The following is a 22,942-nucleotide window of genomic DNA, read 5'->3' on the forward strand; positions in this document are numbered from 1 at the left end:
TCAGTCCCGTCGCCAGCAACTCTTCCGCCTCCTCGGCCGACAGCGAAGGCTGGGCACGCAACCCGGGGTCGGTCTCGACCACCCGGCTTCCCTGCTCGCTATTCGAGACTACGGTCATCCGTTTTTTAGACCCGATACGGGCCTCGACCACCCTGCCGGTCGACCGGGAGAGGGTGTAGGAGTCGGGCGTGATCATCCCGCCGACCACCGACTCGCCGGTGCCGAAGTTCGCCTCCACATAGGCGGCGTCTCCATCGGGCTCCAGCGGGTGCCGGGTAAAGAGGACGCCCGCCTTCAGCGCGAACACCTGGATCTGAACGATCACGGCGAAGGCCGGGCCCGGCCCCAGCAGGAGCTTCCGCCTCTTCCGGTAGGCCAGGGACCCTGCCGACAGGCTCGACGCCCAGCACTCCTGCACCGCCCTCTTGAGCCGCCCGCTCTTAATGTTCAGCGTGGTGGAGAACTGTCCGGCAAACGAAGCCGGCCCCGAGTCCTCGGTGGCGCCGGACGACCGGACGGCAACGAACTCCTCGACGTTGGCCCGCATCTGTGCGAGGTAGGCCCGAACCAGCGATTCGTGAACCGCTCCCGGCATCGGCGCCCGGGCGATCCGAGCGGCCAGCTGCTCGATGGTCTCCGGGTCGTCGGATGCCGGCCAGATCAGGCGGTTGACCGCCAGGTGGTGTTCGAAGGCGGCCGATGTGACTACGAAGAAGTCGGGAACCGGCACGCCGGCGGCCAGGAGGCGGGCCAGAGATGCTGCCTTCCCGCCGACCAGCTCCAGCGGAGCGTCGAGCGCCTGGCGCTTGTCGAAAATGAAGTCGCTAACCGAGCAGCTCCCTTGCCAGACGGACGCTCTCCCGCAGGTTCTCCAGGCCGCCGAGCGTCACCAGGTCTCGGTAGCGGTCGATATCCAGGACCAGCGAGCTCAGCCGGACCGACCGGCAGGTCAGCCCGGCCTCTTGGGCTCGCAGTGCGTGGAGCCCGGCGCTTCCCGGGCCGAACGAGGGCGCTAGAACAGCCGGCGGCCGGCGGATCAGGGCGTTGGTGCCGCCGTCGCCGGACGGCGCCACCACCACCTGCTCGGGGTACCAGAACAGGGCGTTGACGTCGTCGGAGGTCACCATCGGCACGTCCGAAGGGAGGACCAGAAGGGTGGTGGAACCCCCCGCAACCGCGGCCGCAGTCCCCGCCGTGACCGCTGCGTTCAGCCCCTCGCCGGGGTCGGAGACCAGCGCACACCCGAACGCCAGGCCCACCGCTTCGGCATCCGGGTCGTTGGTGACGACCAGCCGGTGGGACCACTTCTCGGTCGCCCGGAGGACGTCAGCGAGCATCGCCAGGCCCAGCCGCCGGCGGTCCGGAGGCGCCAGCCGTTGGGAGAGCCGCAGCTTCGCCTGATCCAGTCGCTTCACCGGGATGAGGATGGATTCCAAGGACTATTTCCTTCCAAGACCGGAATTGGGCTGAAAAAGGGTCATCTGCGACCATCAGCGGGCTTTTGCGCGCGCAGCTTATACTCTCCCGCATGGCGGAAGTAAACGGAGACGCACCGGCGGCGACAAGCGAAAAACGCAAGCATTGGAACGCCGGTCCCGAGCGCAAACACTGGAAACATCTCTATCACGAGATCGTCGCGACCGAGGTCTGTGTCGGATGTTCGGCGTGTGTTGTGTCCTGTCCCCACGACGTCATCGAGATGACCGACCTGTTGCGCCCCAAGCAGAAGGACGAATCGGATCCCCCCGACTACTGTGTGCACGGCGAGCAGAGCTGCTCCCTATGCGCCATGGCGTGCCTCCGGCTCGAGCCGAACATCGACAAGATCGAGGACATGCTTTTCGGCCGCCGCCGCAAGCACCCGAGCGAGATTTACGGTCAGCACCGCGAGATGTGGCTCGGCAGGGCAACCGCCGAGGACATCAAGAAGGTGGGCCAGGACGGCGGGGTCGTCAGCGCGATCATGGGATGGATGCTGGACAACGGCGAGCTGGACGGCGCCTGCGTCGCCATGCCGAATCCCGAGAAGCCCTGGTTCGACATGCCGGCCGTGGTCACCACCCGTGATGAGTTCCTGAAGTCTTCGGGTTCCCGGTACACCTACTGCAACACCCCGCTGGCCCTCAAGGAGGCCGCGGCCCGCAAGCTCAAGAAGGTCGGGGTCGTCGGGGTGTCCTGCGAGTCGACCGCCATGCGGGAGATGAACGCCGAGGGCATCAAGCGCTGGAGCCGCATGACGAAGTTCGTCGCCGGCCTGATGTGCAACGAGACCTTCAAGTACGAGGAGTTCATCTTCGACATCGTCCGGGACCGGTACGGGGTCGACGTCGACAAGATCGTGAAGGTCAACGTCAAGGGCGACGTCTACGTCACCCTCACCGACGGGACCGACGTCAAGATCCCTCTGGACGAGTGCAAGGTTTCGTCGAACGACTGGTGCCACCACTGCCCGGACTTCTCGGCCGAGCACGCCGACATCTCGTTCGGCGGCATCGGCCTGTCTGGCTGGACGATGTGCATCATCCGCAGCGAGTACGGCAAGGATGTATGGAACCGGGCGGTAGCCGCCGGGATCATCGAGACCAAGCCCACCGAGGAGGACCCCGAAGGAATGCGGGTCCTGGAGGTGCTGGCCAAAAAGCAGCGCCGCCGCACCGGGCCGCTGGAGTCCCACGCCGCAGCCCGCTGGCCCGTCAAGAGGGTGCTCGACAAGGCCAAACGAGAGTTTGTCGAGGAACAGCTTGCCGAGGTAGGGGCCGGCGACGACAAGGCCGCGGAGCCGACTCCCGGCATCGAGCCAGCAAAACCCGCCTGATCTCGCTCCGCACCGCCCCGATTTGTATATGAAAACCCGTGTCGTGCTGCTTTTCGGCGGCCAGTCGGCCGAACACGACGTCTCCTGTGTCTCCGCCCGCCACGTTGCGGCCGCGATGGATCCCTCCCGCTACGCGGTGATCCCTGTCGGCATCACCCGTGACGGGGACTGGGTCCTGCCCGAGTCTTCCCTGCAGGTGCTGGCCGGGGGAGCTCTGGAGCTGCCGAACGAGAGGTTCGTCGCCGACGGCACCAAGCTCGACCTGTTCGGCGGCCTGGGCAAGCACACCCAGACATCGGTCGCCGGCGCCTACGGCCTGAAGGCCCCCACTCTGGCCTGCGACGTCGTTTTTCCCGTTCTCCACGGCCCCTACGGCGAGGACGGCACGATCCAGGGTCTGCTGGAGGTGGCCGGGGTGCCCTACGTCGGGTCGGGGGTGCTCGGGTCGGCGGTGGGGATGGACAAGCAGATGATGAAGATCGCTTTTGCCGCGGCCGGGCTGCCGAGCCCGAAGTACGTGGTTCTGCGCCGGGGCGGCTGGGAGTCGCACCGGGAGGCTGCTCTGGCCACGGCCTCTTTGTTGGGGTTCCCGTCGTTCACCAAGCCGGCGAACCTGGGCTCGTCGGTGGGAATCTCCAAATGCATCGACGAGGGGAGCCTTGCCGACGGCATCGGTGTCGCGTTCCAGTTCGATAGCAAGGCGATCGTCGAAGAGGGGATCACCGGCCGGGAGATCGAGTGCGCGGTTCTGGGCAACGACGACCCCAAGGCCAGTGTGTGCGGCGAGATCATCCCCGGCCGGGACTTCTACGACTACGAGGCGAAGTACCTGGAGCCGTCGTCCAAGACGCTGGTACCGGCCGACCTGCCCGAAGAGATAAGCGCAACGATCCGGGAGTACGCCGTGACCGCCTTCCGGGCGATCGGAGCTGCAGGTCTGGCCCGGGTGGACTTCTTTGTCGCCGACGACGGCCGGGTGCTGATCAACGAGATCAACACCATGCCCGGCTTCACCGAGATCTCGATGTTCCCAAAGCTGTGGGGCGCCTCTGGCCTCGGCTACTCGGAGCTGATCGACCGTCTGATCGAGCTGGCGCTGGAGCGAGCCGCCACCTAAAGCGGGGGCTTCCGGAACTCGGGCGTTAGGCGTACGATCCCGGGGGTATAAGAACGGTTCGTCTCACCCCAGAAGATGGGTGATCGGCCGGAGGCAATCTCAGTGCAGACAGGTTCCAGAGGCGCTCTCCGCGAGCTATCCGACTCGCCGCCTCCGCCCGAGCCCCTCTTGCGAAGGTACCGCCCCTCCGACCTTGCGGTATTCACCGCGGAGGAGCGCCGCCGCTTCCTGGGACCCATCGATCCGGAGGTCCTGAACCGCATCGACCACGATCCCGGGGCGTGGGACCTCGTGGTCGCCGACCTTGCGTGGGAGCTGCTCTACCGCCTGGAGCCGGAACTCTACGGGCGGCTGACGGCGGGGGAGCGCATCCACCCCGGAATCCTGGAGTGGATACCCCAGCGCGTAGGCCGGGCGGTCGAGGTCGGCTGCGGCTGGGGCCGCCTGACACTCGAACTGGCGCACCGGTGTGAGGAGCTGGCCGGCATCGAGCCTGCTCCGCCCCTGCGGGAACGCCTGAGGAAACGGTTGCAGGAGGAGTGCCAGGGCCACTGTTCGGTATCCGGAGGCTTCCTGAACGACATCCCGCTGCCCGACGCATGGGCCGACGTGAGCTTCACCTGCTCGGCCTTCTCCTGCGACCCGATCCACGGGGGCGACCCGGGTCTCGCCGAACTGGAACGAGTTACCCGGACCGGCGGCATGGTCGTGCTCATCTGGCCGCCGAGGAAGCGATCGTGGCTCGAGGAGCGGGGATTTAAGTTCGTGAGTTTCCCCGGAAAGATGGGCGTTGAGTTCACCAGCGCTGAGGAAGCGGTCGAGCTGGCGGAGATCTTCTACCCCGATGCGGCCCCGAAGGTCGCCGAGCTGGGAAGCCGCATCGTCCCCTGCGACCTGCTGGGGATCACCGGACCGAAATCGCTCGCCTGGCGCAAGGTAGAGCGGTAGCCGAATTACAACTTCTTTCTTGGGTATCACAAACCGTACCCAAGAATCGGGCGGCCGCTAGGGATTACGGCTTGATGCGGTGAGGATTTGTGCCTAGAGGTGGACCACCGGGCAGGTCAGCGTGCGGGTGATTCCTTCGACCGCCTGAATCTTGGCGACCACCAATTTGCCGAGGTCGTCCACCGTTCCGGCTTCCGCCTGGACGATTACGTCGTAAGGTCCGGTCACGTCCTCCGCCGAGGTGACTCCCGGAATACTGGAGGCTTCGCTGGCGACCTTTGCGGCCTTGCCCACCTCGGTCTGGATCAGGATGTAAGCTTGCACTGCCACGTGACTCACCTTCCCCTCGGTATTGAGTGGGCATCATCCTAAACCGCGTCGGGCGGGCCGGGTCGAGTCGCACAAATTTGAGCCCCTGCACTGGACAACGGCGTCCGGGCAGAAACCTAAGGGCTCCGGCCACGCATAAGGGGAACATTCACGATGGTTAACTCCGCTACCACCCTCACGAACAACAAGGCTCTGCTGTCATGGGTCGACGAAATCGCCACCCTCACGACGCCCGACGACATCTACTGGTGCGACGGGTCGGCCGAGGAGTACAACCGGCTCTGTCAGCAGCTGGTCGACGCAGGCACCTTCACCAAGCTCGACGAGGCCAAGCGCCCGAACAGCTACTGGGCAGCCTCCGACCCCGGCGACGTCGCACGGGTTGAGGACCGCACCTTCATCTGCTGGAAGAACGCCGACGACGCCGGTCCCACCAACAACTGGACCGACCCGGACGAGATGCGCGAGACCATGAAGGGCCTGTACAAAGGCTCGATGAAGGGCCGCACGATGTATGTCGTCCCCTTCTCCATGGGCCCGGTCGGGTCCCCGATCGCCCACATCGGCGTGGAGCTCACGGACTCCGCCTACGTGGCCGTCAGCATGCGGATCATGACCCGCATGGGGGCCAAGGCCCTCGACGCCCTCGGCGAAGACGGCGAGTTCGTCCCCTGTCTGCACTCCCTCGGAGCTCCGTTGGAGCCCGGCGAAGAAGACTCCACCTGGCCCTGCAACCCGGAGCAGAAGTACATCGTCCACTTCCCGGAGACCAAGGAGATCTGGTCTTACGGCTCGGGCTACGGCGGCAACGCCCTGCTCGGCAAGAAGTGCTTCGCCCTGCGCATCGCATCGATCATGGCCCGCGAGGACAACTGGCTGGCCGAGCACATGCTGATCGTCAAGGTCACCTCGCCCGAGGGCAAGGTCGACTTCGTCACCGGGGCCTTCCCGTCGGCCTGCGGCAAGACCAACCTCGCCATGCTGGTGCCGACGCTGCCCGGCTGGAAGGTCGAAACCATCGGCGACGACATCTGCTGGATGAAGTTCGGCGAGGACGGCCGGCTTTACGCCATCAACCCGGAAGCGGGGTTCTTCGGCGTCGCCCCCGGCACCTCGGACGAGACCAACTTCAACGCAATGCGGACCCTGGACCGGGACTCGCTGTTCACCAACACCGCGCTGACCGACGACGGCGACGTCTGGTGGGAGGGAATGACCAAACAGAAGCCTGCTCACCTGACCGACTGGAAGCGTCAGTCGTGGACCCCGGAAAGCGGCGTGCCCTCGGCGCACCCGAACGCCCGCTTCACCGCCATGGCGTCGCACTGCCCGGTTATCGCCCCCGAGTGGGAGGACCCCAAGGGTGTGCCGATCTCGGCGATGCTCTTCGGCGGCCGCCGCGCCACCGTTGTGCCGCTGGTGACCGAGGCCTACGACTGGCAGCAGGGTGTGTTCCTCGGGTCGATCATGGCCTCCGAGACCACCGCAGCCCAGGCCGGCGCGGTCGGCAACGTACGGCGTGACCCGTTCGCCATGCTGCCGTTCTGCGGCTACAACATGGGGGACTACTTGAGCCACTGGCTGTCCATCGGCGCTAAGGGCGACACCTCCAAGCTGCCCGGGATGTTCTACGTGAACTGGTTCCGCAAGGACGCCAACGGCAAGTTCCTGTGGCCCGGGTTCGGCGAAAACAGCCGGGTCATCGCCTGGGTCTGCGACCGGGTTTCCGGCAAGGGCGAAGCGGTCGACACCCCGCTGGGCCGCGTGCCGGCGCCGGGATCGCTGAACACCGAGGGACTGGACATCAGCGACGAAGAGCTGGCGAACCTGCTTGCCGTCAACGTCGAGGACTGGAAGGCCGAGGCTGCATCCATCGCCGAGCACTACAACAACCTGGGCGAGCGCATGCCGCAGGAACTGAAGGACGAGCTGGCCAAGCTGGAAGAGCGTCTGGGCTAAAAATCGTCTCCCGCGGCCGGTGCCCCCTTGGGGCACCGGCGAGCCCGGGAGAAGGTGCGCTAAGCCATCTCGAAGAATGCCTGCGCCGCCGGCGAGGGTACCGAGTTGCGGTGGATCATCACAACCTCCCGAAACAGCCTGGGCTCCAGGCCCGCCATGACCGCGCCCTGAGCCTGCAGAGCCAGGGCCAGGGGCCGGGGCAACAAGGCCGCGCCCGCGCCCGACAGCACCAGGGGCGGAATTGCATCCCTCTGCTCACTGACCACGGCCAGATTGGCGGACAACCCGGCGTCGAAGAAGGCCTGGTCCAGAACGTTCCTGGTGAAGGTCCCCTGCTGAGTGCTCACTATCGGGATCTTGTTCAGGGCTTCGAGCGTCATAGGATCGGTGGCCGGGGTCGTTCCCGGCGGCAGGACAGCGAACAGTTCCTGGGTGACAACCGGCTTGGAGATCATGTCCCTGGGAACGTCGCATGCATCGGTCACACCCAGCTCGCAGGTGCCGTGAGCGACGAGCCGCGCGAGGTCGGCAGGATCTCGTGGGGAAGTCATAACCACCAACACGCCCGGGTATCGCGAACGAAAGGCGCCGATCAAGGGAGCTACCGGATCCGCCGCGAGGCTCGGAAGGCACGCGAGGTCCAAGCGACCCGCCTGAAGCCCTTTCACAGCCTGCACCGCCCGTCTCCCAGCCTCAAATTCCCGGACGACCTGGCTGGCGGGTCCCACAAGAGCTTCTCCTGCGGGGGTCAGCGTCACCCGGCGTCCGAGCCGGTGGAACAGCACGGCTCCCATCTGGTTCTCGAGCTCTTTGATGCACTGGGAAAGAGCGGGCTGCGAGATAAACGACGCCTTTGCGGCGCGGGTGAAGCTTTGATGTTCGTGGACGGCCAGAAACATCTGGAGGCGGCGCATATCCATAGGCATAGCTTATAGATCGAATCCAATCTATGTATTGGACGGATAGAGCCCAGCCAGAAATGATGGTCGATTCAGGATTTCGAGATTGTTCGTGGTCGCCCAGACCGGACCGGAATCGAAATCGGCCGTCGACGCAGAAAGCAGATGAGCATGACTAATGCAGTCCTCCCCGACCCCACGTTTTCGGACCGGACAGCGGCGATCGAAAGATCGCTCCCTCCGTTGCTCCTTGCCTCCCACCTGACAACACCTGACCTCGACCTCAAGCCGCTCAGCCATTTTCGAATGCAAAAGGGCGTCCACCTGCTGCAGGAAGTAGGCCCGATCCCTTGGACGGTCTTCACCTTCCGTCCCCACGTCTGGGGGCCCTTCTCGGTTGAGCTGGAGGACACGCTCGGCATGCTGGTTGAGGAGGGACTAATGGAATCGCATCCCAAGCCGCTGTTCGCAGGGTTCAGGAACTCCCAAGCCGGGGACGATCTGGTGCAGCAGCTGATCTACCAATTGAGCGAGACCGAACTACAGCTGGTTCGTGGCGTGCGGAAGGTCGCGGCCCTGGCGTTTGTGAGGGTCTGATTCCGGGCTGCGGTCGTGAACGTGCTTTCTGGCGTGTGCGACCGCAGCTTCGAGAGTGTCGAACAGGTGATGCTCCCGAGCCAGCTGGTCGAGCGCCCCGACCGTTTCGAGTAGCTGGCGATGCCCTGGACGGATTCCTTTAAGCAGGACCGTCACCCCTCTCCCCTGCAGCGTGGAGATGATCTCTCCAAGGGCCTGCGCGCCCGTGGCATCCAGAACCTGGAGTTGAGACAGGCGGAGTACCACCACCCTCACGTCACCGACATCGGTCAACCGCATGAGAAAGGTGTGGGCGACCCCGAAGAACATCGCTCCGTCCAGCCGGTAAACCACAATGTGGTCGCGAAGAAAGCTGGCCTCGTCTGCCGAGGTGACCGACTCGTCAAGCACCAGGGGTTCCGGCTCAGCCTCGGTGCTGTTTGCAATGTGCCGCAGCGCGAGCACAGCCGCCACCCCGATCCCGATCTCAACTGCGACCGTCAGGTCAAAAGCGACTGTTGCCAGCGCGGTCGTGAGCAGCACTGCGGCGTCGGAGCGCGTTGATTTGAGCACCGCCCTGAGGTTGTGAACCTCGACCATCCGGAAGGCCGTAACCATCAGGACGCCCGCCAGAGCGGCAATGGGAATCTGGGAGACCAGCTCGCCGGCGAACGACACTATGAGGAGCAGAGTGACTGCATGGACAATCGTGGCCAGCCGGCTTTGGGCACCCGCCCGGACGTTGACCGCGGTCCGAGCAATGGCTCCCGTCGCCGGCAAACCGCCGAAGACGGCGGACAGCAGGTTGGCCAAGCCCTGGCCGAAGAGTTCTCGATCGGGATCGTGCCGGCCGGTGTCCGCCATGCCATCGGCGACCTTCGCCGACAACAAGCTTTCGAGAGCAGCGAGAAAAGCTACTGCTACCGCAGCCATGAACAGGTCGGTCAGCCCAACCCATGGGATGCGCGGCAGGCTCGGCAACGGCAGCGAGCCGGGCAGGGCGCCCACACGCGCCACCGAAAGCGGGAAGGTCTTTGAGACCAGGGTGGCAGCCAGCACCGCCAGTAGAGACCCGGGAACCGATCGATGAAGCTTGGGAGCTACAAACATCACGGCCGCAACCAGCACGACGAGACCGGCCGATGCGAAGGTCGGTCCGGAGGGCGAAGTTGTGACGGCCTTGAATGCCACCGCCACCGCGTTGCCGCCGTCCGGTTTGGACACCCCGAGCCCCGTCGGGACCTGTTGCAGAAAGATGATGATCGCAATTCCGGCGGTGAACCCTTCGACCACCGGCCACGGCATAAATGCGAGATACCTGCCGATCCCGCTGATGCTGCTCAGCAGAACCAGGATTCCCGCCATCATTCCGACCGCCAGAACACCGCTTGCACCGTGCTGGGCGACTATCGGAATCAGGACCACCGTCATGGCCCCGGTGGGTCCCGAAACCTGAACATTGGAGCCCCCGAAGATCCCAGCGACAAACCCCGCAACGATTGCGGTAATCAGTCCGGCACTGGCGCCCACGCCGGTGGCAATTCCAAAGCCGAGAGCCAGGGGCAGGGCGACCACCGAGACGGTAGCTCCCGCAACGACGTCTGCCTTCCAGGTTTGCCGCAGGCCGGCATAATCACGTCGACCGGGGAGAAGCCTTCCTAGATGGAGGTGCTGGTTCGCCGGCCCGGCATCAAGTGCAGTCAAAGCCATGCGAGGTGGCGGATCTATCGCTCATTGCCGGCCTTGTGGGTGGACGCGCCCGCGTGAGTTGCCCATGTTGTCTCTGCTTTCTGCGACCTAGCGCCGCTGACCGGGATGTCCGGGCGCGAAGAATTGTCTGACGCGACCCGTAGCGCTGCAGCTGATTGGGCTCGGGCCTGACCTGAATATGAATTCTCGCCGGATCGGAGCTATCCGTCCAATACGTAGTTCGGATCTGAGATATAGGTAATGCCTATGGAAAAGGTTGGATGTGAGGGACTTCACAGGCTCGATAAAGAGGAAGCCCGGGCGCTAGGGGCGGTCCTTGGACTCGCACCAGTCTCTGAAGACCGCTTTTGGCTCCTCCCGTCCCGCCTCCACCTCGCCCGGATCTTGCGGCCCTCGAACCAGGTTGGGACTTCGGGATTCCGGTTCACGTCCCCTCCCGGCTGTTTCTGGGGTGAACCTCTAAGAAAGTGTGACCACGGGGGCGACACGCGCTAATCTCGCCTAATGGAGTTATCCCAGGTTGGTGAGTTCGGCCTGATCGACCGCCTCCGGGCGATCGTGGGAGAGCCCGCCGAGGGCGAGGTCTGGATCGGGGACGACGCCGCGGTTCTGCGCGCCCCGTCCGGCACCATCCTGTTCACCACCGACCTGCTGGTAGAGCACGTTCATTTCGACACCGCCTTCACCGGCCCCGAGGACCTCGGCTACAAGGCGATTGCGGTCAACATCAGCGACGTCGCGGCCATGGGCGGGGTCCCCCGGCGGGCGGTTGTCGGCTTGGGCGTGGTGCCCGGCCTCGAGGTCGAGTGGCTGGAGGGCCTCTATGTCGGCATGCAGGAGTGCTGCCAGCAGTTCGACATGGCCGTCGTCGGGGGCGACGTCACCCGCAGCAGCCAGATCATCATCTCGGTCGCCCTGCTGGGGAACCCGGCCGGCAGGCTGTTCATCGAGCGCGGCAACGCCCGGGTGGGCGATGCGGTCTGTGTCACCGGCACGCTTGGTGAGAGCGCCGCCGGGCTCCGGCTGATGCGGGACGGAAAGCGGGACCGGCTCGACCTGCTGAAGGCCCATCTTCGTCCAACGCCCCGGGTCAACGAGGTGCAGGCGCTCCGACGCCACCTTCCCTCGGCGATGATCGACGTCTCCGACGGATTCTGCGCCGACCTGGGCCACATCTGCCAGGCTTCAGGGGTCGGTGTGTTGATCCAGGAGTCCGATCTGCCGGTGGTGGACCTCAAGGGAGCCGAGCTGGACGAGAGCACCCTTCAGCTGGCTCTCGCCGGGGGAGAGGACTACGAGTTGTGCTTCACCATCCCCCAGGACCGCTGCGAGGCGGCCATGGCGGCGATCACCGAGGCGACCGGGACGAAGGTGACGAAGGTGGGTGAGATCGTGGAGGAGTCCCGGGGGCGGGTACTGCTGGTCGAGTCGGCCGAGACTCCGCTGGAAGCGCCGGGCTGGGATCACCTTCGGGTTTGAGAGTCCCCTCCGCACTGACCATTGCCGGGAGCGACTCCGGCGGGGGAGCCGGCATCCAGGCCGACCTCAAGACGTTTCTCGCCCTGGGCGTCCACGGCACGAGCGCCATCTGCGCCCTGACCGCCCAGAACACCCAGGGCGTCTCTGCCGTCCACGACGTGCCGGCGGTTTTCGTGCGGGAGCAGGTCCTCCAGGTGGCCACCGACTTTGAGGTGGCAGCGGCCAAGACCGGGATGCTGTCGAACCCCAGGATCGTCGAGACGGTGGCCGACTCGATCAAAGAGTTCGCCATCCCGAACCTGGTGGTTGACCCGGTTTTCATGTCGAAGAACCAGGACGTGCTGCTGACCGAGGACAGCATCGACGCCCTGGTGTCCCGGCTGTTCCCCCTGGCGACCGTGATCACTCCCAACCTCCAGGAGGCGGCGCTGCTGACCGGGATGGAGGTTGCCGACATCGACGGAATGAAGGAGGCGGCCAGGGCGCTGCACGCGATGGGGCCGGAGTGGGTGCTGGTAAAGGGCGGCCATCTGGGCCTGGACGCCACGGACGTCCTGTACAACGGCGAGATATTTGCGGAGGTCACCGAGGAGCGCATCGTCTCCTTCAACACCCACGGGACGGGGTGCACGCTGTCGGCCGCGATAGCGGCTTACCTGGCACTCGGATCGAGCGTTCCGGAAGCAGTGTGGGGGGCGAAGGAGTACGTCACCGGAGCAATCCGATACGGGCTCGATGTCGGCCAGGGGTACGGCCCGACGAACCATGGATGGGACACGACCATGAAGCCTGGCGGGTTTTGAGCACCCATAAAACTCAACCCTTGAGAGGATGGGAACTTGTCGGAAGAAAGGAACAAGCTATGCCTCCAGAGGTTGGCTGAGCGGACGTAGGCGCGGACACCTGCAGATGGCGTGCAAAAGCTTCTTCGAAGGAAGAGCTCATGCGCCAGGTGGCGGTACACCTTCGTGATGTCCACAAGGTCATGACCCCGACTCAGACGGTCATGAGCTACATCATGAAGAACGCCAAGTAGCAGGTAGTTCTGCGGATCCTCGGTCGAGGCTCCCGGGAGGAGGCGGGGAGGGACCCCCCAAGTCCTCGAAGCTTCGGCAACAACCTTGACGGCGCCTCCGGGGAAGAGTGCAATGTACCTTCGTGCACTCTCTAGACCTAGGAGGAAATCTGTGGCGGACAGGCTTTCACCCATTGCAGGGCTTTCGACAACCCCAAGGCGTCGCTCCCGTGTCCTCTGGGCCGGATTGGCGGCCCTCGCACTCGTAGCAGCCGGCTGCGGCGGCGGTACCGGAGGCGAAGTCGAGATCACCTATCGACAGTTGGCGTTCTTCTCGTCTTACGATGCCAATACCGAAGCGCCAAGCACCCCGGGCCCCAACGGGGGGTACGTTCTGTACCGGATCACCGAGGTGGACAACGACTCGGGCGGGACCTTCACCCTGGATCCAAACCGCTTTATCGCCAAGCACGACCAGGAGTCCAAGGAGCACGCCTCCCATGAGGCGCAGCTGCTGGGCAACCAACTCGCAGAGGTCACCGAAATTGAGGACGGCGAAACCGCCGAAGACCTGGGCTGCATCGTGATGGTGGTACGGGTCGACGACGGCGAGAAGACCTTCGGCAACTTCGGCGGAACCACCACGAGCGCGGACCTCGATTACGAAGAGACCCCTAACGTTGAGGCCGAGACGGAGCGGGAAGAGGGCAACACCGGCTTCAAGATCCTCGACCCGGCAAACGCCGAGACGATTCAGCAGGAGTGCACAGAGGGCGAGTCCTAACGACATCTGCGTCTGCGGCTTCGCGGCCCGCCTGGACGAGCTGATGGACGAGCTCGCCGAGCGGCTGCGTTGAAGGGCTGGGTGGGCCGGCCGGTTGCCGGGTCATAATCGGGGCGTGATCAACAGACGGTGGTTGGCCGGGCTGCTTCTCGTAGCCGGGGCATGCGGCCAGCCCGGGGCGAACCAGGCGGAGGTGCAGCGGCAGGCCTCGGTGGAGACCTGCGACGCGGTCCGGGCCTTCACCCGGGACTCGCAAGAGCTGGAGGGCGCCGAGCGGCTCGCTCGGATCAAGGGGCTCTTCGAGGTCGCCCTCAGCGCCCGGCTGGACCTGGCCGAGGCGGCCGAGGCGTACTACGTTGCCCAGACCAACGGAGACCCGCAGAAGGGAGCTGTGTTCCTGGAGCAGCTACAGAAGGACTGCGGAATCAGCTGAGACGCTTGTTGAGCGCCGTCTTATCTGCGGCTGAAGGCCCTTTTCACGAGCAGCACGCCGACGACTGCGACGAAGGCTACGGCGACCACCTTGACCGCCATGGATTTGACCTCTTCGACCTTTTCCTTGACGTTCTCGGCTTCGTCCTTGACCAGCTCGGCGCTCTCCTTGACCTGATCGGCAAGCGCGTCGACCTTCTCGGCGAGCGCAAGGCGGGCCTGCTTGATCTCGAGCTCTATCTCCTCGGGCGTTTTGCCCATTTCACGCTCTCCTTCAAAGTCCTGAGGGTGATTTTTACCGATTTGACCGACTTCTCGGGCACGAAGGTGCCTTCAAGCTTGCTCTTGGCGAACAGGAACACTCCGGCGGCGCCAGCGGTGATCAGCAGCGTCACCACCAGGGCAGCCAGCGACCGGGGCATGAAGATGTCGAAGGTCTCGAAGATCGTGAGCAGCAGGAACGGCACGATGAACAACGCGAGCACGACGCCCAGGGCCCCCATTCCGAGGGCAAGCAGTTTCGGGCGCGCCAGTTCGACGATTTCCTGCTTGGCAAGCTCGATCTCAAGGCGGATGAGCTTCGAAAGGTCCTGGGTGATGCCGGCCAGTAGGTCGCCGGCGGTTTGGACGTTTTCGGTGATCTCCGAAATGGATTCGTGCAGCGACTCGGTGAAATCCTCGGAAGACGGATCTGCCGGGTCTTGAACCCTCATGGAAGTTCGGGCGTTACGCCCGTGTGACCTTGTTAGCCGAGATGCAGGAGGTGCAGACTTTGAGCTTGGTGGGCGTGCCGCCGATGACCGTACGAACGGTCTGGATGTTCGGGGACCACCTGCGGTTGGTTCGCTTGTGTGAGTGGCTGATGGACTTTCCAAACACGGGCGACTTGCCGCATACGTCACAAACCTTGGACAAGGGTAACTCCCTCAAATTTGTCGGTAGGTATCAACATTAGTGTAAACGGAGGAACTTGTCCCCCCTCCACGGCATGATAGGGCCATGAAGCCGTCCCTGCTGCTGTACGCCCCGCCGCACCTTCATATCCCGGTCACAACACTCCGGGGCCTGGGCGATACCCACGCTGCGGCACTGGCGGAATCCAAGTTTGCCATCAAGTCGATTCAAGACCTGCTGCAGCACTACCCCCGCCGGCACCTGGACTTCACCGACTCCAAGCCGATCAAGGAGGCCCGGGAGGGCGACGAGCTGACGATCATCGGCGAGATCCGCAAGGCGAACACCCCTCCCCAGATGCGGGGGCGCAAGATTCCCCACAAGTACGCCCTCTACGACGGGACCTCCCACATCTGGCTGACCTTCTTCAACCAGCCATGGCGGGCAAAGGACCTCAGGGTCGGTACGAGAATCGCGGCCAAGGGGAAGGTGTCGGTTTACCGTGGGTCCCGCCAGATGAACAGCCCCATGGTCGACATCCTGAGGGAGGCCGGGGACGCCATGACGATAGTCCCGGTCTACCCGGCCTTCGGAGATATCAGCAGCCAGAAGCTGCGGGGCTGGATCAAGTCCGCCCTGGCGCAGTATCCGCTCGAGGACCCCCTGCCGCAGGCGCTGCTGGACCGAAACGGCCTCATCCAGCGCACCAGGGCCCTGTCCGACTACCACTTCCCGAAGGAGATGAGCCACAAATGGGTGGCCCGGAAGCGGCTCGTGTTCGACGAGCTTTTTGTCCTTCAAATTGGGCTGGCCTTCCGCAAGCACCGCATCGAGGCCGAGACGCTGGGGATCGCCCACAACACCGGTCCCGGGCTGGCCGATCAGTTCCTGGAGGCCCTTCCTTTCAAGCCCACCCGGGCGCAGGCCAGGTCGATAGAGGAGATCCGCTCGGACATGGGCCGCACCACCCCCATGCACCGGCTGCTGCAGGGGGAGGTCGGGTCGGGCAAGACCGTAGTGGCGCTCCACGCCGCGCTTCTTGCGGTGCAGGGCGGGTACCAGGCGGCGGTCATGGCGCCCACCGAGGTCCTCGCCAACCAGCATTTCCTGACGTTGAGCGCCCTGCTCGAGCCCCTTGGGATGGCTTCCGGCAAAACTCCGCCCAAGGTCGAGCAGATGGATCTTTTCGACGAGCCGGCCGACGAAGGGCCTGCGGTGGCCGACTTCGACAACTCCGGCCAGATCGTGCTGCTCACCGGCAGCGTCGGCGCGGCCAAACGCCGGGAGGCCCTCAAGCGCATTGCCGACGGCTCCGCCGGCATCGTCGTCGGCACCCATGCGCTGATCCAGGAGGGCGTGGACTTCGCCAACCTGGGCATGGTGGTGGTCGACGAGCAGCATCGCTTCGGCGTCAGGCAGCGCGTAGCGCTCAGGGACAAGACCTCGGGGGACTCGGCGCCGGACGTCCTGATCATGACCGCCACGCCCATCCCCCGAACCCTTGCCTTCACCCTTTACGGGGACCTGGAGGTCAGCATCCTGGACGAGCTCCCGAAGGGCCGGAAGCCTGTGAAGACGCAGATCGTGAGCGAGTCGGAGCGCCAGAAGGCGTACGACCTGGTGCGGGCCGAGGTCCAGGCCGGCCGCCAGGCGTACGTGATCACCCCGCTGGTCGACGAGTCGGACAAGCTCGACGTGAAGTCTGCAGAGGCTGAGGCGAAGCGGCTGGCCACCGACGTGTTCCCCGACCTTCGGGTCGGCATGATGCACGGCCGGATGAAGGCGGTGGCCAAAGAGAAAGTGATGTCCGAGTTCCGGCGGGGTGAGGTCGATGTCCTGATCTCTACGACCGTGGTGGAGGTCGGCGTGGACGTGCCGAACGCCACGGTGATGTTGATCGAGGATGCCGACCGGTTCGGGCTCTCGCAGCTGCACCAGCTGCGGGGGCGTATCGGGCGGGGCAAGCACGCGTCGACCTGCCTGTTGCTCTCCAGCGTCGTGGACAACGAGGAGGCCGACCCGGTGACCGTCGAGCGGCTGAAGGTCGTGGCCTCCAGCAACGACGGCTTCGTGCTGGCGGAAAAAGACCTCGAGCTCCGGGGAACCGGCTCGGTCCTCGGCGGCCGCCAGTCCGGTTACTCGGACCTGAAGCTCACCCACCTCATGAAGGACCTTGCGGTGCTGCAGGCCGCCCGGAAGGAGGCGTTCAGCCTGATCGACGAGGACCCTCAGCTGTTGCGCCACCCGAAGCTGAAGCTGGAGATGTCGGGCCGCTACGCCGACCGCCTCGACTGGCTGATGCGGTCCTAGTGGTGCACTTTTGAGAGTTATTGCCGGCAGCGCCCGGGGGCGCAAGCTGAAGTCGGTTGACGACCTCGGCGTGCGTCCGACCACCGACCGGTTGAAGGAGTCGCTGTTCGCCACGCTCGGCCCCGGCATCCGGGGTAAGCGGGTGCTGGATCTGTACGCCGGCTCGGGCGGGCTGGGCATCGAGGCCCTTTCCCGGGGGGCTGAACACGCCACCTTCGTCGAGGCGGACCAGGCGGCTGCGGCGATGATCGACGCCAACCTGGCCACCACCGGCCTGGCCGAGCAGGCGCAGGTGATCCGCCAGCGGGCCGAGCGGTTCGCCGAAGGGAACCGGTTCGGGAGCCAGACGGTGTTCGACGTGGTCCTCGCCGACCCGCCGTACGAAACCGGCATCCCCGCCGAGGTCCTGCAGGCGCTGGCCGCCGGCGGCCGCCTGGCGGAGGATGCGATGGTGGTACTGGAGGTGTCCTCCCGCCTGCAGAACCTCGACCCTCCCGTGGGATACCGTTTGCTGGACGCCCGCAAGTACGGAGACTCCAAGCTGCTGTACCTGAAGCAAGAAAAAGGAGAGTAGATATTGGCCGTAGCCATCTGTCCCGGTTCGTTCGACCCGCCGACCAACGGGCACGTAGACGTCATCCAGCGCGCCGCCCGGCACTTTGAGCGGGTGGTCGTCTCGGTCTCAGTGAACCCGGCCAAGACGCCGATGCTGACGGCCGAGGAGCGGGTAGCCCTGCTCCGGGAGGTCCTGGCCCACATGGACAACGTGCAGGTCGAGGCCTACGAGGGGCTGCTGGTCGACCTGGCCCGGGAACGCAATGCGGGCGTCATCGTGAAGGGCTTAAGGGCACTGTCGGATGTCGAGCGGGAGATCCAGATGGCCCAGATGAACGCCGGGCTCTACGAGGGGGTGGACACCTTTTTCGTCACCACCGACCCACGCTGGAGCTTCGTCTCTTCGAGCGGGGTCAAGGAGGTGGCGGCGTACGGCGGGGACGTCAGCGGGCTCGTCCCCGAAGCGGTAAACCGCCTGCTCAAGTCACGGTATCAGGGCAGAGGCCACTAGCCCCAAGCGACCTCCGCCCCAACCGTTCTCGTCGTCTCAGGCCCGCACCTGGTCAAAAGAAGCCCTTGGAAGGGTAATTCGTGCCAGGTCCGGGCCCAAGGCCGAGATCTTCAAAACGTTGGATGGGATATTCCCTGGTTGTGGTGAGCTAAACACTTCGGGGAGAATTCCAGGCGGGGAAAACATGCGTTCCGTGAGCGAAGGGTCTAGTCTGTAGCCATGGGTCTTTTAGAAGATATCGACTCGGTCATTGCCGAAGTGCGCGAGGCAAAACCGGTACCTCTTTCAGCCTCAGCGATGATCAACAAGAAGGCCCTTCTAGGGAAACTGGAGCGGATCCGGCGCAACGCACCGGACGAGCTGCACCAGGCCCGGTACGTGATGCAGGACCGGGACGGCCTCATGACCGGAGCTCAGGCTGAGATTGAGCAGCTGCGCGCCCAGGTCTACGCCGAGCGAGACAAGCTGGTCTCCCGGACCGAGATCGTGGCTGCCGCCAGCAGGGAAGCCGACAAGATCATCGAGGAGTCCCGCAAGCGGGCCCGTCAGATCAGGGTCGAGGCCGAGGACTACGTGGACGCCAAGCTGGCCGGCTTCGAGGTCGTCCTGCAGAAGACGCTGGGCGCAGTAACCCGCGGCCGGGAGTCCCTCAGGGGACGGCTGGATGTGGCGGGGCAGCAGGTGCCGACGGACTCTCCGGGCGAGCTGACCGACCCCCGGATCGACCTACGGAGCACCGGCTCAATCAATCGCGTTTAATCTAGAAGTGTCCCGGAAAGCATCCGGAGCCCAAACCGGCGCGTCTTTGATAACCTAGGACGCGCCCTCCCCAAGGCGGCCAACACTCATGCACTGGTTGCAAATCGATGTTTCAGACCTGGCCGGCAGGTACGACGCCACCAGGGAGGTTGAATCTTCGGGGCCCGTCGAGGGTTTTCGCAGCGGTCTCGGCTGGATTGAGGACGGCGACTTAGTTCACGTCAAGCTGCAGCTGCGAAGCGTCACCGACGGGATCGAAGCAACCGGGGAGGTCTGGGGAAGGCTGCATCTGAGCTGTTCCAGGTGCCTGGTTGAGTACGAGCAGGATTTTCGGTTGGACGTGGACGAGAAGTTCTACTTCGAACCCACCCAGGCCGAGTTGAAGGAAGGCTACGAGGTACGGGACCAGGTCATAGACCTGGAGCCGATGTTGAGGGACGTGATTGTCCTCAGCATCCCCATGCGGCCCGTCCATGCTGAGGATTGCAAAGGACTGTGCCCGGTGTGCGGTGCCGATTTGAACGTGTCGGACTGTAAACACGCCGAGCAGGAGGTGGATGCTCGCTGGGCGCCGCTGCAAAGCCTGATGGCGTCGCAATCGGGTGGAGATGACGAAGAAGTGGAGAAATAGATGCCCGTACCAAAGAGAAAGAAGTCCCGCTCTACCACCCGCCACCGCAAGTCACAGTGGAAGCTGTACGTGCCGGGCAAGTCGACCTGTCCGCAGTGCCACGCGCCGAAGGCATCCCACCGGGTGTGCGGCAAGTGTGGTCACTACGACGGGCGTGAGGTAGTCGAGGTCGACTAGAGGTTCTTGAGCTCGTCTGCGATGGATCCCGCCGAACAAACCGGGCCCGTCGCGTCTGCACTTCTGTCGCGCCTCGGTCTTGCGACCGCCGAGACCCCCCTTCTCGCCATGGCGCTGGCTCACCGCTCCTTCGCGTTCGAGCGTAAGGGCGCGCCGAACAACGAGCGGCTCGAGTTCCTGGGCGACGCCGTCCTCGGGCTGGTCATCACCGACCTGATCTTCCGCTCGTTCCCCGAACTGGCCGAGGGCGATCTGGCCAAGCTGCGGTCCAGCACGGTCAACATGGCCGTGCTCGCCGATGTCGCTCGCTCCGTCGGGCTGGGGGAGGAGCTGCTGCTCGGAAAGGGCGAGGAGCTCTCCGGGGGCCGCGACAAGGACTCGATACTGGCCGACGCATTCGAGGCGGTTCTCGGCGCCCTCTATCTGGACTGCGGCCTGGAGGAGACGGCGCCGGTCATCGAGCGGCTTTTCTCCGCCCACATCCACGAATTGGTCGACCGGGGCGTGGTTCGTGACTTCAAGACCAGCCTGCAGGAGCGGTCGGTCCAGCAGATGGGGGCGATGCCGGAGTACCGCGTGTCGTCCACCGGGCCGGACCACGACAAACGGTTCGAGGCCGAGGTCTTCCTGAAGGGCACGTTCATGGGGACCGGAACCGGAAGGTCGAAAAAGCAGGCGGAGCAGGCATCCGCCAAAGAGGCGCTGGACGCGCTTTCGGAGCAGGCCGCTCCCGGCGATGCCGGAACTCCCTGAAGTTGAGGTCATCCGCCGGGACCTGGTTCAAGAGGTAGTCGGCCGCACTATCGCCCGGGCGGAGGTCCGGGACATCCCCAACTCGCCGCGGGTTATCCGAAGGCACCCGGCCCCACCCGAGTTCGCAGGGCCGCTGGAGGGCCGCACCATCGCCCGACTGGAGCGCCGGGGCAAGTACCTGCTGTTCCACCTGGACGACCACCTGGTGCTGGTCGTTCACCTCGGCATGTCGGGGCAGCTGATCCTGAGCGACGCCGGCCGGCCGTTCGGCGCCCACACCCACGTGGTGCTTCATTTCTCCGGTGGGGGCGAGCTGCGCTACGTCGACCCCCGGACGTTCGGCGAGATGTTCGTCACCGAGGAGAGCGACCTCGGGGAGATCCCGGAGCTTGCCCGCCTGGGGAGGGACCCGGTTACCGGCGACCTTCCGATCGACTACCTCTCGTCGACCTTCGCCCGGCGCAAGACCCGGATCAAGCCGCTGCTGATGGACCAGACCTTTATCTGCGGTCTGGGGAACATCTACTCCGACGAGGTGCTGTTCCTGGCGGGCATCCGGCACGACCGGCCGACCTCCGCGGTGACCGAGCCCGAGGTGAGGCTGCTTCACGAAGCGATCCCAATGGTGCTCCGTGAGTCGATCGAGAGCCGGGGCTCCTCCATCGCCGACGAGCAGTACCGGGACCCCTACGGCGAGGTCGGCAGCTACCAGAACCGCCTTCGCGTCTACGGCCGCGAGGCCCAGCCCTGTGTCAAGTGCGGGACCCCCATCGAGAGGGCCCGCTGGAGCAATCGCTCCACGTTTTTCTGCCCGAAATGCCAGGTGTGACGGCAGTTTAGGCAGGCTCTTCCAAGGGTACCTCTTCAAAAGCTCTTCAAGTCACGGAGAGCCAACCCAAAGTCAACCTCGTGCCCGGCTTTGCCGCGCCCGGCTTTGATCCAAGGAGGGTCTATGAGGACGAGTCGATATTCAGATTCCGGGGGGCGGCCTCTGCGCTCTTCCGCCGGACTTCGCCGTGACGGCGACCCCGCCGAGATGGCGGAGCGGTACGTTCACACTCCGGAAACCAAGGAGTTCTTCAGGACGAGCGAGTTCCTGCTCTGGCTGCTCGCAGTAGTCGGCGTCTTTATCGCTTCCGCCGCCAACGAGGAGTTCGACTCCCCGTCGGCCTGGACGGTTATTACTGCGGTGACCACCGGTTACATCGTCAGCCGGGGAATCGCAAAGGCGGGAACACCTCGGGGTTGGACCGACCAGTACTGGTCGCCCGATGCCCGAGCCGGTTACCCGGAAGCGGCGGCGTCGCGCCTGGACCCCGGTGACTCGACCCTGGACCTGGGCGACGTCCGCCGCAACCCCGCCCGTGCTGCCGACGAGGCGGCCGACCGGTTCATGGAGGAGGTACGCACGCCGGAAACCAAGGAGTTCTTCAGGACCTCCGAATTTCTGATGTGGCTCCTGGGTGTGGTCGGCGTTCTGATCGCCTCCGCCTACGAGGACGGCTTCGGCACGGGCCCGGCCTGGGTCCTGATCGCCGTGCTGTCCAGCGGTTACATCCTCAGCCGGGGGCTGGCGAAGGCCGGGACGGCTCGGGGGTGGGACATCGGCGCGAGCCGGCGCTACGGACGCCTCGCAGAGGCAAGCACGCCGGAAACGAAGGAGTCTTTTCGTACCAGCGAGCTCGGAGTTCTCGTGCTGACCATCCTCGGCATCCTCCTGGCTGCCGGCGCAGACTCCGGCTTCGACGCGGGAAGCGCATGGCGTCTGATTGCCGTCGTTGCTACCACCTACATGATCTCCCGCGGCATCGCCAAGATCGGGACGCCGCAGGACACGGGAGAACGACGGTCCGCCATCGTCTAGAGCGGCGCGGTTCAAGGGGCCCCGGGAGGGGCCCCTTGGTTTCGGCTCGTCGATACTGGGTCCGTGAAGACGGTCGACGGGTTCGTTGAGGAGAAGGTGCTTCCCGAGTTCCGTGGGGTCGTGGCGTTGCTCCGCGCCCTGATGGCCGAGTGCGCCCCGAACGCCCGGGAGATGATGAGCCACGGGCTGCCCATGTGGATCGACAGGTCGACGCTCGCTTGGTTGAGCCCAACCAAGAAGGACATAACCTTCTCCTTCGCCTTCGGGGTGGACCTCGAGGACAGGTTTGGGCTCCTGAAGGGTGACGGCAAGAACTCCAGGTTTGTGAAGGTCCGCAGCGTGGAGGGCGCCCCGGTGGAGGCGCTGCGCTTCTACATCGGCGAGGCCGTAAAACGAGATGCGCTCTGGTAGGTAGGGTTACGCA

Annotated in this window: 27 protein-coding genes and 1 pseudogene; 20 read left to right on the plus strand and 8 right to left on the minus strand. The window is 64.9% G+C overall.

Annotation, left to right across the window (positions count from 1 at the left end):
- Both VFV09_03375 and cofC read right to left on the minus strand, forming a co-directional pair.
- On the minus strand, positions 1-730 hold a 730-nt coding region (locus VFV09_03375; protein ID HEU4866749.1), incomplete at its 3' end, for a PEP/pyruvate-binding domain-containing protein.
- 94 nt (positions 731-824) lie between these two features.
- Positions 825-1,415 (minus strand): 2-phospho-L-lactate guanylyltransferase, encoded by a 591-nt coding sequence (gene cofC / locus VFV09_03380; GenBank protein HEU4866750.1) that lies wholly within the window; start codon positions 1,413-1,415, stop codon positions 825-827.
- Between the two features lie 113 nt (positions 1,416-1,528).
- On the opposite strand from cofC, the gene VFV09_03385 reads away from it, so the two are divergent.
- The 3 genes from VFV09_03385 (at position 1,529) to VFV09_03395 (ending at position 4,880) form a co-directional block, all read left to right on the plus strand.
- Positions 1,529-2,815 (plus strand): Coenzyme F420 hydrogenase/dehydrogenase, beta subunit C-terminal domain, encoded by a 1,287-nt coding sequence (locus VFV09_03385; protein ID HEU4866751.1) that lies wholly within the window; start codon positions 1,529-1,531, stop codon positions 2,813-2,815.
- Between the two features lie 28 nt (positions 2,816-2,843).
- Positions 2,844-3,932, plus strand: a complete 1,089-nt coding sequence (locus VFV09_03390; protein HEU4866752.1) for a D-alanine--D-alanine ligase family protein — start codon at positions 2,844-2,846, stop codon at positions 3,930-3,932.
- Between the two features lie 168 nt (positions 3,933-4,100).
- Positions 4,101-4,880 carry a methyltransferase domain-containing protein gene (locus tag VFV09_03395; GenBank protein HEU4866753.1) on the plus strand — a complete coding sequence of 260 codons (780 nt, stop codon included), beginning with the start codon at positions 4,101-4,103 and terminating at the stop codon, positions 4,878-4,880.
- A gap of 93 nt (positions 4,881-4,973) precedes the next feature.
- On the opposite strand, the gene VFV09_03400 is transcribed toward VFV09_03395, so the two are convergent.
- Entirely contained in the window at positions 4,974-5,210 is a 237-nt protein-coding gene (locus VFV09_03400) for an Lrp/AsnC ligand binding domain-containing protein (GenBank protein ID HEU4866754.1), read from the minus strand.
- A gap of 153 nt (positions 5,211-5,363) precedes the next feature.
- On the opposite strand from VFV09_03400, the gene VFV09_03405 reads away from it, so the two are divergent.
- Positions 5,364-7,169 carry a phosphoenolpyruvate carboxykinase (GTP) gene (locus tag VFV09_03405; GenBank protein HEU4866755.1) on the plus strand — a complete coding sequence of 602 codons (1,806 nt, stop codon included), beginning with the start codon at positions 5,364-5,366 and terminating at the stop codon, positions 7,167-7,169.
- Positions 7,170-7,228: 59 nt separating this feature from the next.
- Here VFV09_03405 and VFV09_03410 read toward each other — a convergent pair whose 3' ends face one another.
- The gene (locus VFV09_03410; GenBank protein ID HEU4866756.1) at positions 7,229-8,089 is read right to left on the minus strand and encodes a LysR family transcriptional regulator; all 861 of its coding nucleotides are present in this window, start codon (positions 8,087-8,089) and stop codon (positions 7,229-7,231) included.
- Positions 8,090-8,374: 285 nt separating this feature from the next.
- Between VFV09_03410 and VFV09_03415 the strand changes: the two genes are divergently transcribed.
- On the plus strand, positions 8,375-8,665 hold the full coding sequence (locus VFV09_03415) for a hypothetical protein (protein HEU4866757.1): 291 nt from the start codon (positions 8,375-8,377) through the stop codon (positions 8,663-8,665).
- Here VFV09_03415 and VFV09_03420 read toward each other — a convergent pair.
- Positions 8,609-10,354 carry a SulP family inorganic anion transporter gene (locus tag VFV09_03420; protein HEU4866758.1) on the minus strand — a complete coding sequence of 582 codons (1,746 nt, stop codon included), beginning with the start codon at positions 10,352-10,354 and terminating at the stop codon, positions 8,609-8,611. The two genes, VFV09_03415 and VFV09_03420, sit on opposite strands and share 57 nt — an antisense overlap.
- 504 nt (positions 10,355-10,858) lie before the next feature.
- Here VFV09_03420 and thiL point away from each other — a divergent pair.
- The 5 genes and pseudogenes from thiL (at position 10,859) to VFV09_03445 (ending at position 14,065) form a co-directional block, all read left to right on the plus strand.
- Entirely contained in the window at positions 10,859-11,833 is a 975-nt protein-coding gene (gene thiL / locus VFV09_03425) for a thiamine-phosphate kinase (GenBank protein ID HEU4866759.1), read from the plus strand.
- Positions 11,830-12,636: a bifunctional hydroxymethylpyrimidine kinase/phosphomethylpyrimidine kinase gene (gene thiD / locus VFV09_03430; GenBank protein ID HEU4866760.1), complete on the plus strand. Its 807-nt coding sequence runs from the start codon at positions 11,830-11,832 to the stop codon at positions 12,634-12,636. The genes thiL and thiD overlap by 4 nt, the downstream gene beginning before the upstream one ends.
- Positions 12,637-12,731: 95 nt before the next feature.
- Positions 12,732-12,869, plus strand: a pseudogene (locus VFV09_03435) (DUF1059 domain-containing protein).
- A gap of 226 nt (positions 12,870-13,095) precedes the next feature.
- Complete coding sequence (locus VFV09_03440; GenBank protein ID HEU4866761.1) at positions 13,096-13,632, plus strand: hypothetical protein; 537 nt, start codon at positions 13,096-13,098, stop codon at positions 13,630-13,632.
- Between the two features lie 115 nt (positions 13,633-13,747).
- Entirely contained in the window at positions 13,748-14,065 is a 318-nt protein-coding gene (locus VFV09_03445) for a hypothetical protein (GenBank protein HEU4866762.1), read from the plus strand.
- A gap of 20 nt (positions 14,066-14,085) precedes the next feature.
- On the opposite strand, the gene VFV09_03450 is transcribed toward VFV09_03445, so the two are convergent.
- From VFV09_03450 to rpmB, 3 genes are read right to left on the minus strand one after another with little or no spacing between them, the layout of a single operon-like run.
- On the minus strand, positions 14,086-14,325 hold the full coding sequence (locus tag VFV09_03450; GenBank protein HEU4866763.1) for a DUF3618 domain-containing protein: 240 nt from the start codon (positions 14,323-14,325) through the stop codon (positions 14,086-14,088).
- Positions 14,301-14,777, minus strand: coding sequence for a phage holin family protein (locus VFV09_03455; protein ID HEU4866764.1), 477 nt, complete (start codon positions 14,775-14,777; stop codon positions 14,301-14,303). Before VFV09_03455 ends, VFV09_03450 begins: the two co-directional genes overlap by 25 nt.
- A gap of 13 nt (positions 14,778-14,790) precedes the next feature.
- The gene (gene rpmB, locus VFV09_03460; protein HEU4866765.1) at positions 14,791-14,979 is read right to left on the minus strand and encodes a 50S ribosomal protein L28; all 189 of its coding nucleotides are present in this window, start codon (positions 14,977-14,979) and stop codon (positions 14,791-14,793) included.
- Positions 14,980-15,063: 84 nt separating this feature from the next.
- Here rpmB and recG point away from each other — a divergent pair, with 84 nt between their 5' ends.
- From recG to VFV09_03510, 10 genes are all read left to right on the plus strand, one after another.
- Positions 15,064-17,268 (plus strand): ATP-dependent DNA helicase RecG, encoded by a 2,205-nt coding sequence (recG, locus tag VFV09_03465; GenBank protein ID HEU4866766.1) that lies wholly within the window; start codon positions 15,064-15,066, stop codon positions 17,266-17,268.
- Positions 17,269-17,278: 10 nt separating this feature from the next.
- The gene (gene rsmD, locus VFV09_03470) at positions 17,279-17,842 is read left to right on the plus strand and encodes a 16S rRNA (guanine(966)-N(2))-methyltransferase RsmD (protein HEU4866767.1); all 564 of its coding nucleotides are present in this window, start codon (positions 17,279-17,281) and stop codon (positions 17,840-17,842) included.
- A 3-nt stretch (positions 17,843-17,845) separates the two neighbouring features.
- Positions 17,846-18,334 (plus strand): pantetheine-phosphate adenylyltransferase, encoded by a 489-nt coding sequence (gene coaD, locus VFV09_03475; protein ID HEU4866768.1) that lies wholly within the window; start codon positions 17,846-17,848, stop codon positions 18,332-18,334.
- A gap of 219 nt (positions 18,335-18,553) precedes the next feature.
- Positions 18,554-19,093 carry a hypothetical protein gene (locus VFV09_03480; protein ID HEU4866769.1) on the plus strand — a complete coding sequence of 180 codons (540 nt, stop codon included), beginning with the start codon at positions 18,554-18,556 and terminating at the stop codon, positions 19,091-19,093.
- 88 nt (positions 19,094-19,181) lie between these two features.
- The gene (locus VFV09_03485; GenBank protein HEU4866770.1) at positions 19,182-19,724 is read left to right on the plus strand and encodes a DUF177 domain-containing protein; all 543 of its coding nucleotides are present in this window, start codon (positions 19,182-19,184) and stop codon (positions 19,722-19,724) included.
- Positions 19,725-19,901 carry a 50S ribosomal protein L32 gene (rpmF, locus tag VFV09_03490; protein ID HEU4866771.1) on the plus strand — a complete coding sequence of 59 codons (177 nt, stop codon included), beginning with the start codon at positions 19,725-19,727 and terminating at the stop codon, positions 19,899-19,901. It begins immediately after the preceding gene.
- Positions 19,902-19,907: 6 nt separating this feature from the next.
- A complete protein-coding gene (gene rnc / locus VFV09_03495) occupies positions 19,908-20,654 on the plus strand; it encodes a ribonuclease III (GenBank protein HEU4866772.1) in 747 nt (248 codons plus the stop codon).
- Positions 20,638-21,483 carry a bifunctional DNA-formamidopyrimidine glycosylase/DNA-(apurinic or apyrimidinic site) lyase gene (gene mutM, locus VFV09_03500; protein HEU4866773.1) on the plus strand — a complete coding sequence of 282 codons (846 nt, stop codon included), beginning with the start codon at positions 20,638-20,640 and terminating at the stop codon, positions 21,481-21,483. Before rnc ends, mutM begins: the two co-directional genes overlap by 17 nt.
- Before the next feature lie 123 nt (positions 21,484-21,606).
- On the plus strand, positions 21,607-22,518 hold the full coding sequence (locus VFV09_03505) for a hypothetical protein (protein ID HEU4866774.1): 912 nt from the start codon (positions 21,607-21,609) through the stop codon (positions 22,516-22,518).
- 63 nt (positions 22,519-22,581) lie between these two features.
- Positions 22,582-22,929, plus strand: coding sequence for a DUF1801 domain-containing protein (locus VFV09_03510; GenBank protein HEU4866775.1), 348 nt, complete (start codon positions 22,582-22,584; stop codon positions 22,927-22,929).
- Positions 22,930-22,942: the final 13 nt, after the last annotated feature.

Source organism: Actinomycetota bacterium (assembly GCA_035759705.1).
GTDB lineage: Bacteria > Actinomycetota > CADDZG01 > JAHWKV01 > JAHWKV01 > JAJCYE01.